The organism is Micromonospora sp. WMMD723 (assembly GCF_049863385.1).
GTDB classification, from domain to species: Bacteria; Actinomycetota; Actinomycetes; order Mycobacteriales; family Micromonosporaceae; genus Micromonospora; species Micromonospora wenchangensis.
Genome location: NZ_JBMKNR010000001.1, coordinates 2341475 through 2356533, shown reverse-complemented (window position 1 = coordinate 2356533; position 15059 = coordinate 2341475). Strand labels below are relative to the sequence as shown.

The following is a 15059-nucleotide window of genomic DNA, read 5'->3' as shown; positions in this document are numbered from 1 at the left end:
GCGGTTGCCGCTGCGCACCGGCTGATCGCGGTCAGCCGGTGCGGAGTTCCTCGACGGCGGTGCTCGTCCGCAGGAAGAGCAGGCCGACACCGACCGTGACCAGCACGGCGGCCAGGGCACCCGCACCGACCCCGGCGAGTTGCGCCCACGGCAGCTCGGGTGTCACCACGACCTCGGGCACCCACACCTCACGCAGGGCCGACGGGTCGGCGCACCGGACGGCGTCACCCGTGCACACCTGGACGGAGTGCGCCCCGTAGCTGCGTGGGCGGCCCGCGACGCCCCAGATGAGCAGCAGACCGACGGCGAGCGCCAGCACGATGGCCGGCACCGCCGGGGCCAGCGCCTGCCAGACCACCGACCGGCCGATGACGCCCCGGGGAACCCCGGAGGCGACCAGTGCCGCGTACGTGCGGCGGCGGGCGACGATCCCCTCGACCAGGGCGACGACCAGGCCACCGGCGGCCAGCGCCACGGCGACCTGGGCGGCCCGGTCGACCAGGTCCATCGTGTTCAGGTAGAAGTCGTCGCTGCCGGCCAGGCCCTGGCCGGTGGCCTCGTTCGCCGTCATGTCGGCGATCATCGAGGCGCGGAGCCCGGCCGCGCCCGCCCCCACGATCACCGCCGCCAGCAGGGCGGCCAGGGTCCGGCTGCCGGCCCACGGGTCGGCGGTCAACCTTCGGGCGGCCAGCAACACGGCCGCCCCGCGACCCCACCGGTGCAGCAGCCGCCCGGCCGTGTACGACAGCCAGCCGGTGCCGACCACCACCCCGACCAGCGCGGCCAGCCCACCACCGAACATCAGCGCCGGCTCCAGCAGTGCCGGCGGGTCCTGAGCACGCTCGGCGTACCACCTGTTGATCGGGGCGAGCAGGCCGAACGCGGTCGGCCCGGCCAGGATCAGCAGGCCGGCCCACGGCCTCGGGGCACGTTCCCGGCGGGTCCGCCGGACCACGCCGAGCGGGGTCGCGGTGACCCGGCGCAGCAGGACGACACCGACCAGCCCGGCCAGCACCGGCAGGCCGAGCACCACCGCCGCGATCGTCGACGGCGACGGCAGCACGTCGGTCGGCAGCGGCAGGAGCCCCCGGGCGTCGGGCCGGTGCAGCAGCACCCGGCCCACCAGGTACGTCCCCAGCCCGACCAGGGTGCCGAGCAGGCTGGCCAGCCCCGTCTCCACCGCGACCAGCACGGTCACCTGCCCGGGGGTGGCCCCGGCCAGCCGGAACGCGGCCAGTCGCCGGTCCCGGGCCGGCGCGCCGAGCCGGACGCACTGCCCGGCCAGGGCGAGCACCGGGACGGCGAGCAGCAGCAACGCGACCGCCGTCCCGCCGCGCAGGCCGGGCTCGCGCAGCAGCGCATTGGTGTACTGCTCGGCGTTGTTCGCGCCCCGCCCGCCGGGTGGGGTGGGGATGGCCAGCACGGTGAGGGCGGCCAACGCGGCGAGCGCGGCCAGGGCGGCGCTGAGCGCGGTGAGGACGACCCGGGCGGTGTCGGTGCGGTTGCCGGCCAGGGCGAGCCGCAGCGCGACGACCGGTGTCACCTGGCGACCGCGCCGGGACCGGCCACCGGGGCGAGGGGTTCGTCCAGGCCGAGGCCGCTCGGGTCGACCACGCCGTCGCGGAGCATCACCTCGCGGTCGGCGTACGCGGCGATCCGGGGTTCGTGGGTGACCAGGACGATGGTGGTGCCCTGTTCCCGGGCGAGCTGGACGAGCCGGGTGAGGACCTCCTCGCCGCCGAGCGTGTCGAGCGCGCCGGTCGGCTCGTCGGCGAAGAGCACCCGGGGCCCGGTGACCAGGGCGCGGGCGGTGGCGCAGCGCTGCTGCTGCCCGCCGGACATCGCGCCGGGGCGTACGTCGGCGAGGTGGGCGACGCCGAGCCGGTCCAGCCATTCGCGCGCCACCCGCCCTGCTCCTCGCCGCCCCGTGCCGGCGAGGAGCAGGGGCAGGGCGACGTTCTCCGCCGCGGTCAGCTCGGGGACGAGCTGACCGAACTGGAACAACACCCCGAACTCGGTACGGCGCAGCCGGGACCGCGCCGCCTCGGGCCAGGTGTCGATCCGCTCCCCCCGCCAGTGCACCTCACCCTCGTCGGGGCGACGGATCCCGGCGAGGCAGTGCAGCAGGGTGGACTTGCCGCAGCCGCTGGGCCCGGTCACCGCGACGATCTCCCCCTCGGCGACGTCGAGGCTGACGCCGCGCAGGGCCGGGGTCGGACCGTACGACCGGACCACGCCGCGTGCCTGGAGTCCGCTCACGGGTGCACCTCCCGGTGCCAGTCGACGACGCGGTTCAGGGTGGTGCGCAGCCACCGCAGGTCGGCGTCGAGGTGGGCGATGACGTAGTCGACGGCGACGACGTCGGCGAGGGTGGACGCGGGCGCCGTCTTGACGGCGGTGAGTTCGCGCAGCCGCTCGGTGTGCGCCCGCGCCTGGGCGATCAGGTAGGACCGGGCCGCGTTGAGATCGGCGACCAGCAACGCCACCGCCACCTTGGTGAAGAGCGCGCTCGTCACGTACGGCATGGGTGGCTCGACGGCGGCGAGCCAGCCGGTGAGCGCGGCCCGGCCCTGGTCGGTGAGGGTGTAGGCGGTCCGGTCGGGGCCGGCCTCGCGTTCCTGGCCGGCGCTGACCACCAGGCCGTCGCGTTGCAGGCGGCCCAGGGTGGCGTAGACCTGCCCGAAGGCGAGCGGCTTGGCCCGGGGCAGCCGGGTGTCGTGGGCCCGCTTCAGCTCGTAGCCGTGCCGGCTGCCGGCAGCCAGCAACCCGAGCAGCACGTGCGACGTGGACACCGGGCTAACTATTCATTCGGCGAATAGCCGCTGTCAAGCAGCTCCGTCGATCCGGCTGGGGGTGGCCCGGCGGGCGGTGGACGGTCCGGCGGGCGGCCCGGCCCACCGGGTGCGGCGACCCGGTGGACGGGAGCGGTCAGCTCGTCCAGGCCGGGTCGCGACCGGTGCGGCCGAGCAGCCGGTCCAGTTCGCTCCCGTCCGCCTCGACCGGCACCTCCGCACCGAAGGCGCCCATCTGCCGGCCCATCGGGCCCATCTCGTCCATGAAGCCGTGCAGCGCCGCGATGCTCTCCCGCGCCGGCTGGAACGGCTGGCCGGTCGCCCGCGCCAGGTCCCAGCCGTGCACCACCATGTCTGCCACTCCCATCAGGCCGAGCGTCGACCGGGGCAGCCCCATCGCCGGCGCGACACCCTCCTCGCTGGCCGGGTCGTCCCAGGCCACGACGAGCTGCTCCACCTCGGCGGCGAACCGGTCCCGCCAGCCCGGCTCCGCCACGTGATCGGTCTTGACCGACCAGTCCGTCTCCTGCCCGACGGCCAGGCGTTGGAAGTTGACCGCCACGTCGTACACGTGGTTGATCAGCCCGCGGACGGTGTACTCCGCGCACGGGGTGGGCAGGTCGAGCTGGTCGTCGCCGACCGCCCGGACCAACTCCACGGTCCTCGGGGCGGCGGCGGCCAGCAGCTCACTAGTCTTCGTTGGCATACGGCCAGCGTATGAAGGTGGTCTTGAACGAATGCGACAGCCACGCGGGGACCACCGGGGCATCCTCGATCCGGCCCGGCTCCGCCGGGAGCTGCGGTTCCGGCGGTACCTGCCGGACCCCGCGCTGCGCCCGTGGGTGGAGCACTACTGGCTGGTCGACTGGGCACTGACCGCGCCGTTCACCCAGCAGGTGGTGCCGCACCCGGTTGTCAACGTGGTGTTCCGCCGCGACGCCGCCGGCCCGGAGACCGCCGAGGTGGCCGGGGTCGGCCGCACCCTGTTCACCGTCACCCTGACCGGCACCGGAACGGTCAGCGGCATCCAGTTCCGCCCCGGGGGTTTCCGCCCGTTCTGGCGTCGCCCGGTCTCCGGTCTCACCGACCGGCACGTCCCGCTCGACACCGACCCGGCCGCCGCCCGCGCCGCCCGGTCCGCCGTCGCGTCACCCCGCTGCGAGGGTACGGACGACGAGCGCCAGCGGGCGTTGGACGCCTTCCTGCTCGCCTGGGCGCCACAGCCCGACCCGGCGACGGCCGAGGCGATCGCCCTGGCCGAGACGATCCGCACCGACCGGAGCGTGCTACGGGTGGACGACCTCGCCCGCCGGCACGGCCTGTCCGTACGGCGGTTGCAGCGGCTCTTCCTGGACCACGTCGGCGTCAGTCCCAAGTGGGTGATCCGTCGCTACCGCCTGCTGGAGGCGATCGAACAGGTCATCATCGGGCTGCCCGACTGGGCCGCCCTCGCCGCCGACCTCGGCTACAGCGACCAGGCCCACCTGGCCCGCGACTTCGCGGCCGTCACCGGTCACACCCCCACCGGCTACGCCCGCTCCCTGCGTTGACCCCCGTGCCGCAGCCGGCGGCGTCGCCCGAGGAGCACGGAGAGTCGGCGGTCCGCACCGCCGCCGACCCTGCTTGCCCACGCCCCGACCCTGCCGGCCTGCGCTTCGATCCTGCTGGCTCCGCCGCTGGATGGCCCAACCCGTCCGAGGGCGGGCCCGACCGCACACTGCCGGACCAACCGGCGACCGCCTCGGTGGCTAGTGGCACGTCTGTGGAGATTTCTTGTCGTCATGGCCGCAAGAACTCTCCACGATCCGGATGCGTGCGCGCCGCACCGTCACCGCTCGCAGGCATCGTGCCGCCGCCCCGACCGATCCTGACACGGGGGCCGGTCCGGCAGCGGCCAAACCCAGCCCGGGATAGTAACTACAAGTAGTTATCATTCCACTCACCCCTGACCCGCCCGCGTCCTTTGCTCTGCTGACATCAAGGCGACAATTACTCCGCGTGGCGGACGGCTGCACAACACCTTCGAAAGTCTTGCGTCATGGCAGTTCAGCGTGCTGGCGCGAACAGGGCAGCAGAGCAAAGGAGGAGGAAGGGAGTTCTCGGGGATCAGTCGGCGATTACGGTGAGCAACATCCAGAGCGGACGGCCGCCTGATCACTATCAGTAATCACGATACTGGTTGGGGGTGCCAGGGGCGGGTCCGGCGCACGAGGGCCCCTCAGCGGCGACGGACCGCCACCACCGCGACGTCGTCGTGGATCTCCGGCGGGGCCAGCTCCACCAGCAGCCGCTGGCAGAAGCCGTCCAGGTCGTCGTCGACCACCGTCGCGCAGGCCGCCAACGCGGCCAGGCCGTCGTCGATGGTGGTGTCCCGCCGCTCGATCAGCCCGTCGGTGTAGAGCACCAGCGTCGCCCCGGCCGGCAGGGTGAACTCCAGGTCCTCGGGGCGGTCCGCGCGCACCCCGAGCAGCGGGGCCGACTGCTGGACGAACTCCACCCGGCCGTCCACCGTCACCAACGCCGGCAGGTGCCCGGCGCTGGCCAGCCTGATCCGGCCCGTCGACGGGTGCAGCAGCAGGATGCACAGGGTCGCCAGCTCGTTGCGCAGCAGCGTCCGCATCAGCACGTTGAGCCGGTCCACGATCATCCCCGGCTGGTGCCCCTCCACCGCGTACGCCCGCATCGCGTGCCGCAGCTCGGCCATCACCGTCGCCGCGTGCAGCGAGTGGCCGGCGACGTCGCCGATCGCCACCAGCAGGTGCCCGTCGAGCATCACCAGCTCGTAGAAGTCCCCACCCACCTCGGTCTGCGCACTGGCCGGCTCGTAGCGCACCGCCAGGTCGAGGCCGGCGACGTCGGGCAGCCGGCGGGGCAGCAGGCTCCGCTGGAGGGTGACCGCGATCCGGTGCTCCTCGTCGTAGGAGCGCTGCGCCTCCACCGCCGAGGCGACCGCCTGCGCGAGCTGCACCAGCACCGGGGTCCGGGCGGTCTGGGTGGCGGTGGGCACCACCACGTACAGCGGGGCGCGGTCCTCCCTCAGCTTCGCGGCGGCCACCGTCACCGTGTCGTCGGCCGGCCACCGCACCAGCGCCCAGCCGTCGGGGGCGTCCACCCGGACGGTCGCCCCGGTCGGCACGCCGGTGTCGTCCACCACCCACGGCACGATCTCCGCCACCGCGCCCGGCCCGGCGGCGACCCCGGCCAGGCACTCCCCGTCGAAGGTCTCCGCGACCACCGCCGCCGGACTGCGGAAGATCTGGGCCGCACCGGCCGCCGCCTCCAGCAGCAGGCGGGCGAAGGTGGACGCGGCGTGCACCGCCACGGTCGTGTCAGCCAGCCCGGTGAGCCGCTCGGCGAGCAGTTCCGCCCGCTGCCGCGCCTGGTAGTAGCGCAGCACCGCGTGCGCGGTGGCGACCAGCTCCTCCGGCTCGATCGGTTCGGCCAGGTAGGCGTCCGCGCCCCGGGTCAGGCCCTGGGTCCGGTCCACCACGTCGACCGCGTGCGCGGACACGTGGATCACCGGAATGGCCGGATGGTCCGCCTTGATCCGCTCGCAGACCTCGAAACCGCTGAGATCCGGCAGCCGGACGTCGAGGACCACCAGGTCGATCGGGTCCACCCCGACCCGGGCCAGCGCCTCGGTGCCGTTCTCCGCCTCCCGCACGGTGAAACCCGCCCGGGTCAGCCAACTCACCAGCAGGTAGCGCTTGGTGGGGCTGTCGTCGACCACCAGGATCGTCGGCGGGGCGGCGGCCACCTCACCCTCCCGCCACGGGCAGGTCAACCATGAAACTGCTGCCCCGGCCCGGTTCGCTGGTCAGCGTCAGGGTGCCGCCGAGCAGCGTCACCAACCGCCGCGCGTACGGCAGGCCGAGGCCGGTGCCGCTGCGCCGGCTGGTGCCGGGCACCTGGTAGAACTCCTCGAACACCCGTTCGTGCAGCTCGGCGGGGATGCCCGGCCCGGTGTCCGAGACGCAGACGCGGAGCCGGTCGTCGACACGTTCGGCGCGCATCCGCACCTCACCCCGGTCGGTGAACTTCACCGCGTTGTGCAGCAGGTTGCGCAACACCTGGGCCAGCAGCACCTCGTCCGAGCGGAGCACCGTGCCCGGAGGCGGCTCCTCCACCACCAACTCCACCTCGGAACGCAGGGTGAGCGCACGCAGCGTCCCGCGCAGCTGCCCGAACACCGCCCGCAGGTCGACCTGCGCCCACTCCGGCTCGATCCGGCCGGCCTCCGCCTTGGCCAGGTCGAGCAGGTCGTTGACCAGGGAGAGCAGATCGGCGGCCGAGGACCGGATCAGCTCGACCTGCTGGGCCTGTTCGCCGGTGAGCGGGTCCGACGCCGAGTCGGTCAGCAACCGCCCCAGCCCGATGATCGCGGTCACCGGCGCCCGCAGTTCGTGGCTGACGTTGGCCAGGAACCGGCTCTTCGACTCGCTCGCCGCGCGGAGCTGGGCCGACTTCTCGTCCAGCTCGGCGTAGAGCGCCACCACGCCCCGGTTGGTCTCCTCCAGCTCCTCGGAGAGCTGGGTGTAGAGCGCCATCACACCCCGGTTGGTCTCCTCCAGCTCGGCGTTGAGCACGGCCAGCTCGTCACGCTGGCGGCGTACCTCGTCGAGGGCGGCGATGAGCTGCCCGTTCTGGGTGGCCAACTCGTCCAGGGCGCTGGCCGGCGCGCTGGCGCCCAGTTCGGCGCGCAGCTCCGCCAGGCGCTGCGGAGTCAGCGCCGCAGCGGTGTGCGGGACACGTCGGGACATCCTCACGACGGTATCCCCCTGCACGTCCGCCAGCCCCAGGGTGTCCACCAACCGCGCCACCGCGCCGGACTGCGGCTCGTACCGGTTGTCCGGCAACGGGCGCAGCGGGGCGAGGTCGACGCTGAGCAGCCGCCGACCGTCCGGCTCCGTCACGCAGGAGAAGGTGACGTCCGCGCCGTCCACCGCGCGCAGCAGGTCCCGGGCCACCTCGCTGAGGGCGGTGGCGAACCGGACCTGGTCCTGGTGCTCCAGCCCGATCGCGGCGGCGACCTCCCGGCCCCGCTGGCGTACGCCGAAGATGTCCTGTTCCACCCGCAACGCCATCCGCAGCAGGGCTTCGCGGGCGGTCACGACGGGGTTCTCGCGGCCAGCACGCAGGCGTCGTCCCGGCGTATCCCGGCGTCGCGCAGCAGGGTCGCCGCGACGACGACCGGCGTCCGCCCGAACAGACCCGGATAGTCCTCGGCGCGCCACCGGTCCACCACCCCGTCGCTCTGCATCACCAGCGTCGCGCCGGACGGGAACGGGTAGTCGTACCCGCGTACCGTCGGGCGCTGGTGGCCGGCGATGCCGGGCAGCGAGACCAGCCCCCGCCGGGTGCCGTCGGGGGCCAGCACGGTCCCGGTGATGTTGCCCAGGCCGGCGTAGCGCAGCAGGCCCGCCGCCGGGTCCAGCTCCGCCACCGCCACCGCGGCCCCCCGGGTGTGCGACATCGCCCGGTGCAGGTGCGTCACCACCACGGCGGGCGGCCCGTCCGGTGCGGACCGGAAGGCGGCCACGGCCGCCTCGGCGGCGACGTTGGCCAGCGGCCCGTGCCCCAGGCCGTCGCAGACGAGTACCTGGTGCCGACCGTCCCCGGTACGCACCGCGTGGCTGTCACCGCTGACCTGCTCGCCGGTGATCGGTCGGGTCAACCCCGCCGCCCAGGCCGGGGTGACCGCGACCCCCTTCGCCCACACCTGCACCGCGAACACGGTGCCGCGTCCCGGCCGGGACCAGGCGTCGTACCAGCTGGCCTGCCGGGTGATGGCACCCAGCCCGATGCCCAGCGTGCCGGTGGTGGAGTGGCCGTCGCGGGAGGACACGGTCAGGTCGGCCATGCCGGGGCCGGAGTCGACGGCGACCAGCTCGACCCCGGCGGCGTCGGCGGTGCGCACCGGCCGCAGCAGCAGGACGCCCTCCTGGGCGTGCTTGACCAGGTTGCTGGTCAGCTCGGCGGCGACGATGGCCAGTTCGGCGACCCGGTTCTCGCCGAGGCCGAGCTGACCGCCGAGGCGTTCCGCCGCGCGACGCACGGTGCTGGCGGCGCTGCCGCTCTCCACCCGGTACCAGTGACCCGCGTCCGGCACCACGTCGTGGGTCATCGGGACCACTTGGTGACGGTGATCCGGGTGCCCTCGCCGGGGGCGGTCTGGATGTCGAAGTCGTCGACCAGCCGGCGGGAGCCGCTCAGACCGAGGCCGAGGCCGCCACCGGTGGTGTAACCGTCGGTGAGGGCGAGGTCCAGGTCGACGATGCCCGGCCCGGAGTCGGCGAAGACGATCCGCACCCCGCGTCGCCGGCCGTCCTCGACGACCGTCACCTCGGCCGTGCCGCCGCCACCGTAGATGAGGGTGTTGCGGGCCAGCTCACTCGCGGCGGTGACCAGTTTCGTCTGGTCGACGAGGGAGAGCTTGGTGGCCACCGCCACGGTACGTACCAACTGGCGGACCCGGACGACGTCCTCGTCGCTGCCGATCGCCTGGGTCTTCGGGCCCAGGTCGACTCCCGCGGTCATGGCGATGTCGCCGCCGTCCCGGAGTCGACGCCCTCGGGGTCGTCGTCGTACCCGGGGTCGTCGTCACGGGCCGCCGCGATCAACTCCATGCCCCGTTCCACGTTCAGCGCGGTACGGATGCCGTTGAGCGACAGGCCCAGCTCGACGAGGGTGATGGCGACCGCGGGACGCATCCCGACGACCACCGTCTCGGCGTCGAGCACCTTGGAGATCGAGGCGATGGTGGAGAGCATCCGGCCGACGAACGAGTCGACGATGTCCAGGGCGGTGATGTCGATGATGACGCCGTGGCAGCCGGTCGCCACGATCCGCTCGGCCAGGTCCTCCTGGAGGGTGACCGCCGTCTGGTCGGACATGTCGATCTGGATGGAGACCAGCAGGATGTCGCCGATCTTCAGGATCGGCACCCGTTCCATCACGCCTCCCGGCGCGGGTGCCGGCGGGACGTCTCGACCCCGGTGAGGCGCAGCACGTGCCGCAGGGCGTCGGCCAGGCTCGCCTTGGTGGCGATGTCGCCGAACTCGATGCCGAGGGCGACGATGGTCTGCGCGATCTGCGGGCGGATGCCGGAGATGATGCAGTCGGCCCCCATCAGCCGGGCGGCCACCACCGTCTTGAGGATGTGCTGGGCGACCTGGGTGTCGACCGCCGGCACGCCGGTGATGTCGATGATCGCGTACGGCGAGCCGGTGTCGACCAGGGTCTGGAGCAGCCGTTCCATCACCACCTGGGCGCGCGCCGAGTCGAGGGTGCCGACCAGCGGCACGGCGACCACGCCGTCCCAGATCTTCACCACCGGGGTGGAGAGTTCGAGCAGCTGCTCGGCCTGGTCGGCGATCAGCCCCTCGCGGGCCTGCACGTAGGTCTCGAAGGTGAGCAGCCCCATCCGGTCGACCAGGCCGGTGAAGTCCAGGACGTCCCGCAGCGACAGCTCGACGCCGTCGGTCTCGGCCAGGTCGACCAGGACGTCCTTGAGTGCGTAGATGCTGATCGCGGTCTCGGTGGCGGTGAAGCTCTGCCGGGCCCGGCTGCGGGACAGGTCGGCGAGCACCGCGCGCAGCTCGCCCGCCTCGGGCTTCTGGAGGTCGGCCAGGCCCGCGCCGCCAGCGTTGATCATGCTAGCGTGCAGTTCCTGCACCTGCAGGCGCAGCTCGGCCTGGCTCAGCCGACCGCGCAGCGAGGCGGCGACGAGTTCGGTCCACCGCTGCACGACCCGCTCAGCATGCTCACTCAGCAGCCCGACGAGCCGGTCGCCCCCGTCTGCGGTCAACGCCATGGTTACCTCCTGTGAGCTGGGCCGGCCGGACTCTATCACCGGAGGCAGACCCGGTAGTTGCCGCGCGGCAAAGGAATGATCGCTCCCACCGGAACCGCTCCCGTTCTGCGGGTCCCCCCGTTCGTGGGATACCGTTCCACCGATAACAGGAGGTCTGAATGTCCCTGACGGTGCACACGGAACAGCGCGGCGACGTGGTCGTCGTGTCGGTCGCGGGCGAACTCGACATGGCGACCGCACCGCAGCTGCAGGACCAGATCACCGACCTGCTCGACAAGGGTCGCAGCCGGCTGGTGTTCGACCTGGCCGAGGTGTCGTTCTGCGACTCGACCGGGTTGTCGGTCTTCGTCCGGGCCAAGAACAGCTGCGACGAGGCCGGCGGTGTGGTCCGGCTGGCCGCCCCGCAGCGCGGGGTGCTGCGCATCCTTGAGGTCAGCGGCCTGGTGGAGGTGCTGCACACCTATCCGACGGTCGAGCAGGCCGTCGCGGGTGACCCCACCCCCGCGTCGTCCTGACCGGTCTCCTCAGCGCTCGTCCTCGATGAACCGGGGACGGGCGATCACCATGCCCGCCGTCGTCTGCACCGCCAGCGCGGCGAGCAGGAAGCCCATCGGCGCGGTCCAGCCGCCGGTCGCCTCGTAGAGCACCCCGACGAGCAGCGGGCCGAGCGCGGCGATCACGTAACCGGTGCTCTGCGCGAAGGCGGACAGCGCCACCGTGCCGTCGGCCGTACGGGCCCGCAGGCCGATGGTGGTCAGGATCAGCGGGAACGCGCCCTGACCGAAGGCGAGCAGCAGCACCCACAGCAGCGCCCCGCTCCGTGGCGCGAACGCCAGCCCCAGGTAGGCCGCCGCGGAGAAGGCGGTCAGCCCGAACACCAACGGGCGCAGCGTCCGGAGCCGGCCGGCCAGCGTCGGCATCAGCAGGGCCACCGGCACCCCGAGCGCGGTGACCCCGGCGAGCAGCAGGCCGGCGCTCTCCGGCCGGAAGCCGGCGTCCCGGAAGAGCTGGGCCAGCCAGCCCATCACCGCGTACCCGCTGAGCGACTGCGCGCCGAAGTAGACAGCCATCGCCCAACCGAGCCGGGTGCGGGCCGGCCGGACCCGGGTGCGGGCGGCCGGGACCGCCGTCGGGGTGGCGGCCCGCCGGGCGGCGCGGGCGCGCAGCGCCAGCGGCACCCACGGGAGTACGGCCACCGCCGCCAACGCCGCCCACACGCCGAGCCCGGCCCGCCAGGAGCCGAAGGCGTGCGCCACCGGCACGGCGGAGGCGGCGGCCACCGTCGTACCCGTGGTCAGCGCCATCGTGTACGCCCCGGTGACCAGCCCGGTCCGGTGCGGAAAGTGCTGCTTGACCAGCATCGGCAGCAGGATGTTCGCCACCGCGATGCCGGCCAGGGCGAGCGCGCTGGTGAGCACGAAGACCGTCGCCGAGTCGGTAACCACCCGGAGCAGCTGACCGACGGTGAGCGCGAGCATCGCCACCACCAGCACCCGGGCGGCCGGCCAGCGCCGGATCAGCCACGGGGTGAGCGCGCCGAGGCCGGCGAACGCGATGGTGGGCAGGGTGGTGACGAACCCGGCCATCGCGCCGGAGAGCCCGAGTCCGGTGCGTACCTCGTCGAGCAGCGCGCCGAGGCTGGTCACCGCGGCCCGCAGGTTGAGCGCGACGAGCAGCATCCCCACCAGCACCAGCGCGCCGCCGGTGGCCGGCGACGGGGTGCGGTGGGCCGGCCGGTGGGCGAGCGGTTCGGGTGCCTCGACGGCGGGAGCGGTTGGCGGGGTCATGACCTCGAACCTACAATCATGGGATGAATTTCGGCAGCTGGTGTAACCGGTGACACCGTCGCTCGATTCCCCACCCGTGCCCCCGCGCGGTCAGCGGGTGCAGCAGACCATCGAGCAGCTCCGGGGACGGATCCTCGGCGGCGAGTGGCCGGTGGGCGGGCGCATCCCCACCGAGCCGCAGCTGGTGACGGCGCTCGGGGTGGGGCGCAACACCGTCCGGGAGGCCGTCCGGGCGCTGGTGCACGCCGGGGTGCTGGAGTGCCGGCAGGGCTCCGGGACGTACGTGGTGTCGACCGACGAACTGGCCCCGGTGGTAGCCCGCCGGCTCACCGACGACCGGATGGCCGAGGTGGTCGAGGTCCGCCGGGCGTTCGAGGTCGAGGCGGCCCGGCTGGCCGCGCTGCGGCGTACCCCGGAGGACCTGGTGGCGCTCGACAGCGCGCTGGCCGCCCGGGAGGCCGCCTGGCGGTCGGGCCGGGTCGCCGAGTTCGTGGAGGCCGACGTCACGCTGCACACGGCGGTGGTCGCCGCCGCGCACAACGGCATGCTGGCCGAGCTGTACGCCTCGGTCGGCGCGGCACTGCGCAGCACCGTCGCCTACGTGACGGGTGACTCCCTGCAACCGCAGCGGTACGTCGACCACAGCCGGCTGGTGGCCGCGATCCGGGACGGCGATCCGGGACGGGCGGCGTTCGAGGCCGGTGCTTTTCTGGAGCCCCTGTCCGGGGCATAGGTTGTCCCCGACGGAGAATCGGACGGCACAGGAGTAGGGATGCTCAAGGGCTTCAAAGACTTCATCATGCGCGGCAACGTCGTCGACCTGGCGGTCGGTGTCGTCATCGGCGCCGCGTTCACGGGCGTGGTCACCCAGCTGACCAAGTCGTTCCTCGAACCACTGGTCCGGGTCGTCATCGTGCTGATCACCGGCCAGAAGGACGGCCTCAAGGGCTCGACGCCGGAGTTCCGCGGCATCCCGTTCGACTGGATCGCCTTCGTCAACGCGGCGATCACCTTCGCGCTGACGGCGGCGGCGCTGTACTTCCTGGTCGTCTACCCGATGAACCGGCTCGCCGAGCGGCGCAAGCGGGGCGAGGAGCCGCCGCCCGCCGCGCCGAGCGAGGAGGTCAAGCTGCTCACCGAGATCCGCGACGCGCTGCTCGCCGGCGGACACGCCACCCCGGGGCAGCGCGGCGCGCTGGACGACGTGCTCGGCCGGCGTCCGGAGCCGCCCGCCCCGCGCTGACCCGACCGGCGCACATCGGCCCCTGCGGATTCCCGCAGGGGCCGCCTTCTGTCGTACACATGTTCGATAGAGTCCGGCCATGGAGCAGCGTAGGCACTGGTGGAACGGCAAATGGGGACGACTGGCGCGGCGGGACGTCTTCCTCCGCGTCGACGCCGACCGGTGGCACGTCGAGCAGCGCGCCGGTGGCGCGGAGGGCGTCTCCCAGTTCTACGAGTACGGCAGCGCCGACGAGGCCGAGGAGACCGTCCGGGCCCTGCTGGAGGGGACGGACGCCTGGCGGGAGCTGTCCCCGCGTCCGCCCGGCGCCTGGGGCCCGGCGGTTTAGCGGTGGGTGGGGCAGGGAACCGCCCGGGGATGGAGCAGCAGGGCATGGCAGAGCAGGCGGTCATCTCGCGGATCACCACCGGCATGCGGGTGGTCGACACGGTCGGGGTCGAGATCGGCACCGTCGACCTGGTCCAGCGGGGCGATCCCAACGCGGTGACCGTGCAGGCGTCGACCGCCGATCCGGGCGGCAGCCTGGACGAGCTGATCGAGTCGGTGGCCGTCGAGGAGCCGGACGTCCCAGCCGACCTCGCCGCCCGCCTGCTGCGCACCGGCTACCTCAAGGTCTCCACCGAACTGGCCCGCACCGGCGCGGTGTACGTGCTGGCCGACCAGATCGCCACGGTCACCGACGACCAGGTACGCCTGCACGTCCCCGTGGGTGACCTGCCCCCGGAGGAGTGATCCACCCGCCCCGCACCGCCGGGCGGTGTCGGTGGCGACCCGGGCGGCCACCGTGGCACCGACGCGCCGGCGGCGTCCGCTCCGGCGTGCCGAGCCCTCACCTCGACAGCGGTCCCATCGGCGTCGGTGGGGGCGTCGGCGTCGGTGTCGGTGGGGGCGTCAGTGTCGGCGTCGGTGGGGGCCCGGTCGGGGCGGGTACTCGAAGCCGCACCTCGACAGCGGTGCCACCGGGCACCAGTACCTGTCGCGCTCCCTTTCGACCTGACGGCGTCAACGAATCACCTGCCCGAGGCACGGCGCGACAGCGAAGCCGGGACCGTTCGCCCGGGTGAGTGGGTGAGCGGGCAGCCAGGGGGCGAGCGGGCGACGGGTGAGCGGGCACCATGAGGCAAGCGAGCGACGGATGAGCGGGCACCATGGGCGAGCGGGTGACTGGGGGCGAGCGAGCGGGTGCCTGGGGGCGAACGGGCGGGCGGGCGGGCGCCATGGGCAAGCCGGCGAACGGGCAGCCAAGGGGTGAGCGGGCGAGCCGGCACCCGGCAGGATGCGGATGAGTCGTTGACGCCGTCAGGTCGAAAGGACGCGCGGAGGTAGTTACCCCCTGGCCGAACGGTGGCCGAGAAGGCGCGGTGCCACGCCCTCCTGACGCGGGAGCAGGCACCGGGACGGCGGGCGGAGCGGCGTCGCGTCGC

17 protein-coding genes are annotated in these 15059 nt (G+C 73.5%); 6 read left to right on the top strand and 11 right to left on the bottom strand.

The features are described from left to right. Positions 1 to 31 precede the first annotated feature (31 nt). From ACN261_RS10715 to ACN261_RS10700, 4 genes are all read right to left on the bottom strand, one after another. Positions 32 to 1543 carry an FtsX-like permease family protein gene (locus tag ACN261_RS10715; RefSeq protein WP_425849787.1) on the bottom strand — a complete coding sequence of 504 codons (1512 nt, stop codon included), beginning with the start codon at positions 1541 to 1543 and terminating at the stop codon, positions 32 to 34. Continuing rightward, positions 1540 to 2259 carry an ABC transporter ATP-binding protein gene (locus ACN261_RS10710; protein ID WP_425849784.1) on the bottom strand — a complete coding sequence of 240 codons (720 nt, stop codon included), beginning with the start codon at positions 2257 to 2259 and terminating at the stop codon, positions 1540 to 1542. Before ACN261_RS10710 ends, ACN261_RS10715 begins: the two co-directional genes overlap by 4 nt. Further along, positions 2256 to 2792: a PadR family transcriptional regulator gene (locus tag ACN261_RS10705; RefSeq protein ID WP_421485051.1), complete on the bottom strand. Its 537-nt coding sequence runs from the start codon at positions 2790 to 2792 to the stop codon at positions 2256 to 2258. The genes ACN261_RS10710 and ACN261_RS10705 overlap by 4 nt, the downstream gene beginning before the upstream one ends. A gap of 136 nt (positions 2793 to 2928) precedes the next feature. Further along, entirely contained in the window at positions 2929 to 3498 is a 570-nt protein-coding gene (locus ACN261_RS10700) for a TIGR03086 family metal-binding protein (RefSeq protein WP_421485050.1), read from the bottom strand. 31 nt (positions 3499 to 3529) lie between these two features. On the opposite strand from ACN261_RS10700, the gene ACN261_RS10695 reads away from it, so the two are divergent. Then, a complete protein-coding gene (locus ACN261_RS10695) occupies positions 3530 to 4342 on the top strand; it encodes a DUF6597 domain-containing transcriptional factor (RefSeq protein ID WP_425849780.1) in 813 nt (270 codons plus the stop codon). A 668-nt stretch (positions 4343 to 5010) separates the two neighbouring features. On the opposite strand, the gene ACN261_RS10690 is transcribed toward ACN261_RS10695, so the two are convergent. From ACN261_RS10690 to ACN261_RS10665, 6 genes are read right to left on the bottom strand one after another with little or no spacing between them, the layout of a single operon-like run. After that, a complete protein-coding gene (locus tag ACN261_RS10690; protein WP_421485048.1) occupies positions 5011 to 6576 on the bottom strand; it encodes a SpoIIE family protein phosphatase in 1566 nt (521 codons plus the stop codon). Further along, positions 6551 to 7876 (bottom strand): ATP-binding protein, encoded by a 1326-nt coding sequence (locus ACN261_RS10685; protein WP_421486977.1) that lies wholly within the window; start codon positions 7874 to 7876, stop codon positions 6551 to 6553. The genes ACN261_RS10690 and ACN261_RS10685 overlap by 26 nt, the downstream gene beginning before the upstream one ends. Positions 7877 to 7899: 23 nt before the next feature. Continuing rightward, a complete protein-coding gene (locus tag ACN261_RS10680; RefSeq protein ID WP_425849777.1) occupies positions 7900 to 8916 on the bottom strand; it encodes a SpoIIE family protein phosphatase in 1017 nt (338 codons plus the stop codon). Continuing rightward, the gene (locus tag ACN261_RS10675; protein ID WP_425849774.1) at positions 8913 to 9329 is read right to left on the bottom strand and encodes an anti-sigma regulatory factor; all 417 of its coding nucleotides are present in this window, start codon (positions 9327 to 9329) and stop codon (positions 8913 to 8915) included. The genes ACN261_RS10680 and ACN261_RS10675 overlap by 4 nt, the downstream gene beginning before the upstream one ends. Then, entirely contained in the window at positions 9326 to 9745 is a 420-nt protein-coding gene (locus tag ACN261_RS10670) for an STAS domain-containing protein (RefSeq protein ID WP_425849771.1), read from the bottom strand. The genes ACN261_RS10675 and ACN261_RS10670 overlap by 4 nt, the downstream gene beginning before the upstream one ends. Next, positions 9745 to 10605, bottom strand: coding sequence for an STAS domain-containing protein (locus ACN261_RS10665; RefSeq protein WP_425849768.1), 861 nt, complete (start codon positions 10603 to 10605; stop codon positions 9745 to 9747). Before ACN261_RS10665 ends, ACN261_RS10670 begins: the two co-directional genes overlap by 1 nt. A gap of 158 nt (positions 10606 to 10763) precedes the next feature. Here ACN261_RS10665 and ACN261_RS10660 point away from each other — a divergent pair, with 158 nt between their 5' ends. Next, positions 10764 to 11120, top strand: a complete 357-nt coding sequence (locus tag ACN261_RS10660) for an STAS domain-containing protein (protein WP_088642031.1) — start codon at positions 10764 to 10766, stop codon at positions 11118 to 11120. A 9-nt stretch (positions 11121 to 11129) separates the two neighbouring features. On the opposite strand, the gene ACN261_RS10655 is transcribed toward ACN261_RS10660, so the two are convergent. Then, the gene (locus ACN261_RS10655; protein ID WP_232377989.1) at positions 11130 to 12284 is read right to left on the bottom strand and encodes an MFS transporter; all 1155 of its coding nucleotides are present in this window, start codon (positions 12282 to 12284) and stop codon (positions 11130 to 11132) included. Between the two features lie 157 nt (positions 12285 to 12441). Between ACN261_RS10655 and ACN261_RS10650 the strand changes: the two genes are divergently transcribed. From ACN261_RS10650 to ACN261_RS10635, 4 genes are all read left to right on the top strand, one after another. Next, positions 12442 to 13125: a FadR/GntR family transcriptional regulator gene (locus ACN261_RS10650; RefSeq protein WP_421485042.1), complete on the top strand. Its 684-nt coding sequence runs from the start codon at positions 12442 to 12444 to the stop codon at positions 13123 to 13125. A 39-nt stretch (positions 13126 to 13164) separates the two neighbouring features. Continuing rightward, positions 13165 to 13635: a large conductance mechanosensitive channel protein MscL gene (gene mscL, locus ACN261_RS10645; RefSeq protein WP_088642028.1), complete on the top strand. Its 471-nt coding sequence runs from the start codon at positions 13165 to 13167 to the stop codon at positions 13633 to 13635. A gap of 79 nt (positions 13636 to 13714) precedes the next feature. After that, positions 13715 to 13963 (top strand): hypothetical protein, encoded by a 249-nt coding sequence (locus tag ACN261_RS10640; protein WP_421485041.1) that lies wholly within the window; start codon positions 13715 to 13717, stop codon positions 13961 to 13963. Positions 13964 to 14007: 44 nt separating this feature from the next. After that, positions 14008 to 14367 carry a hypothetical protein gene (locus tag ACN261_RS10635; protein WP_145917392.1) on the top strand — a complete coding sequence of 120 codons (360 nt, stop codon included), beginning with the start codon at positions 14008 to 14010 and terminating at the stop codon, positions 14365 to 14367. Positions 14368 to 15059 lie beyond the last annotated feature (692 nt).

Coding starts and splice junctions, on each gene's coding strand:
- ACN261_RS10640 (WP_421485041.1), top strand. CDS start 13,715: ATGGAGCAGCGTAGGCACTGGTGGAACGGCAAATGGGGACGACTGGCG.
- ACN261_RS10700 (WP_421485050.1), bottom strand. CDS start 3,498: ATGCCAACGAAGACTAGTGAGCTGCTGGCCGCCGCCGCCCCGAGGACC.
- ACN261_RS10655 (WP_232377989.1), bottom strand. CDS start 12,284: ATGCTGCTCGTCGCGCTCAACCTGCGGGCCGCGGTGACCAGCCTCGGC.
- ACN261_RS10695 (WP_425849780.1), top strand. CDS start 3,530: ATGCGACAGCCACGCGGGGACCACCGGGGCATCCTCGATCCGGCCCGG.
- ACN261_RS10685 (WP_421486977.1), bottom strand. CDS start 7,876: ATGGCGTTGCGGGTGGAACAGGACATCTTCGGCGTACGCCAGCGGGGC.
- ACN261_RS10670 (WP_425849771.1), bottom strand. CDS start 9,745: ATGGAACGGGTGCCGATCCTGAAGATCGGCGACATCCTGCTGGTCTCC.
- ACN261_RS10680 (WP_425849777.1), bottom strand. CDS start 8,916: ATGACCCACGACGTGGTGCCGGACGCGGGTCACTGGTACCGGGTGGAG.
- mscL (WP_088642028.1), top strand. CDS start 13,165: ATGCTCAAGGGCTTCAAAGACTTCATCATGCGCGGCAACGTCGTCGAC.
- ACN261_RS10660 (WP_088642031.1), top strand. CDS start 10,764: ATGTCCCTGACGGTGCACACGGAACAGCGCGGCGACGTGGTCGTCGTG.
- ACN261_RS10665 (WP_425849768.1), bottom strand. CDS start 10,605: ATGGCGTTGACCGCAGACGGGGGCGACCGGCTCGTCGGGCTGCTGAGT.
- ACN261_RS10635 (WP_145917392.1), top strand. CDS start 14,008: ATGGCAGAGCAGGCGGTCATCTCGCGGATCACCACCGGCATGCGGGTG.
- ACN261_RS10675 (WP_425849774.1), bottom strand. CDS start 9,329: ATGACCGCGGGAGTCGACCTGGGCCCGAAGACCCAGGCGATCGGCAGC.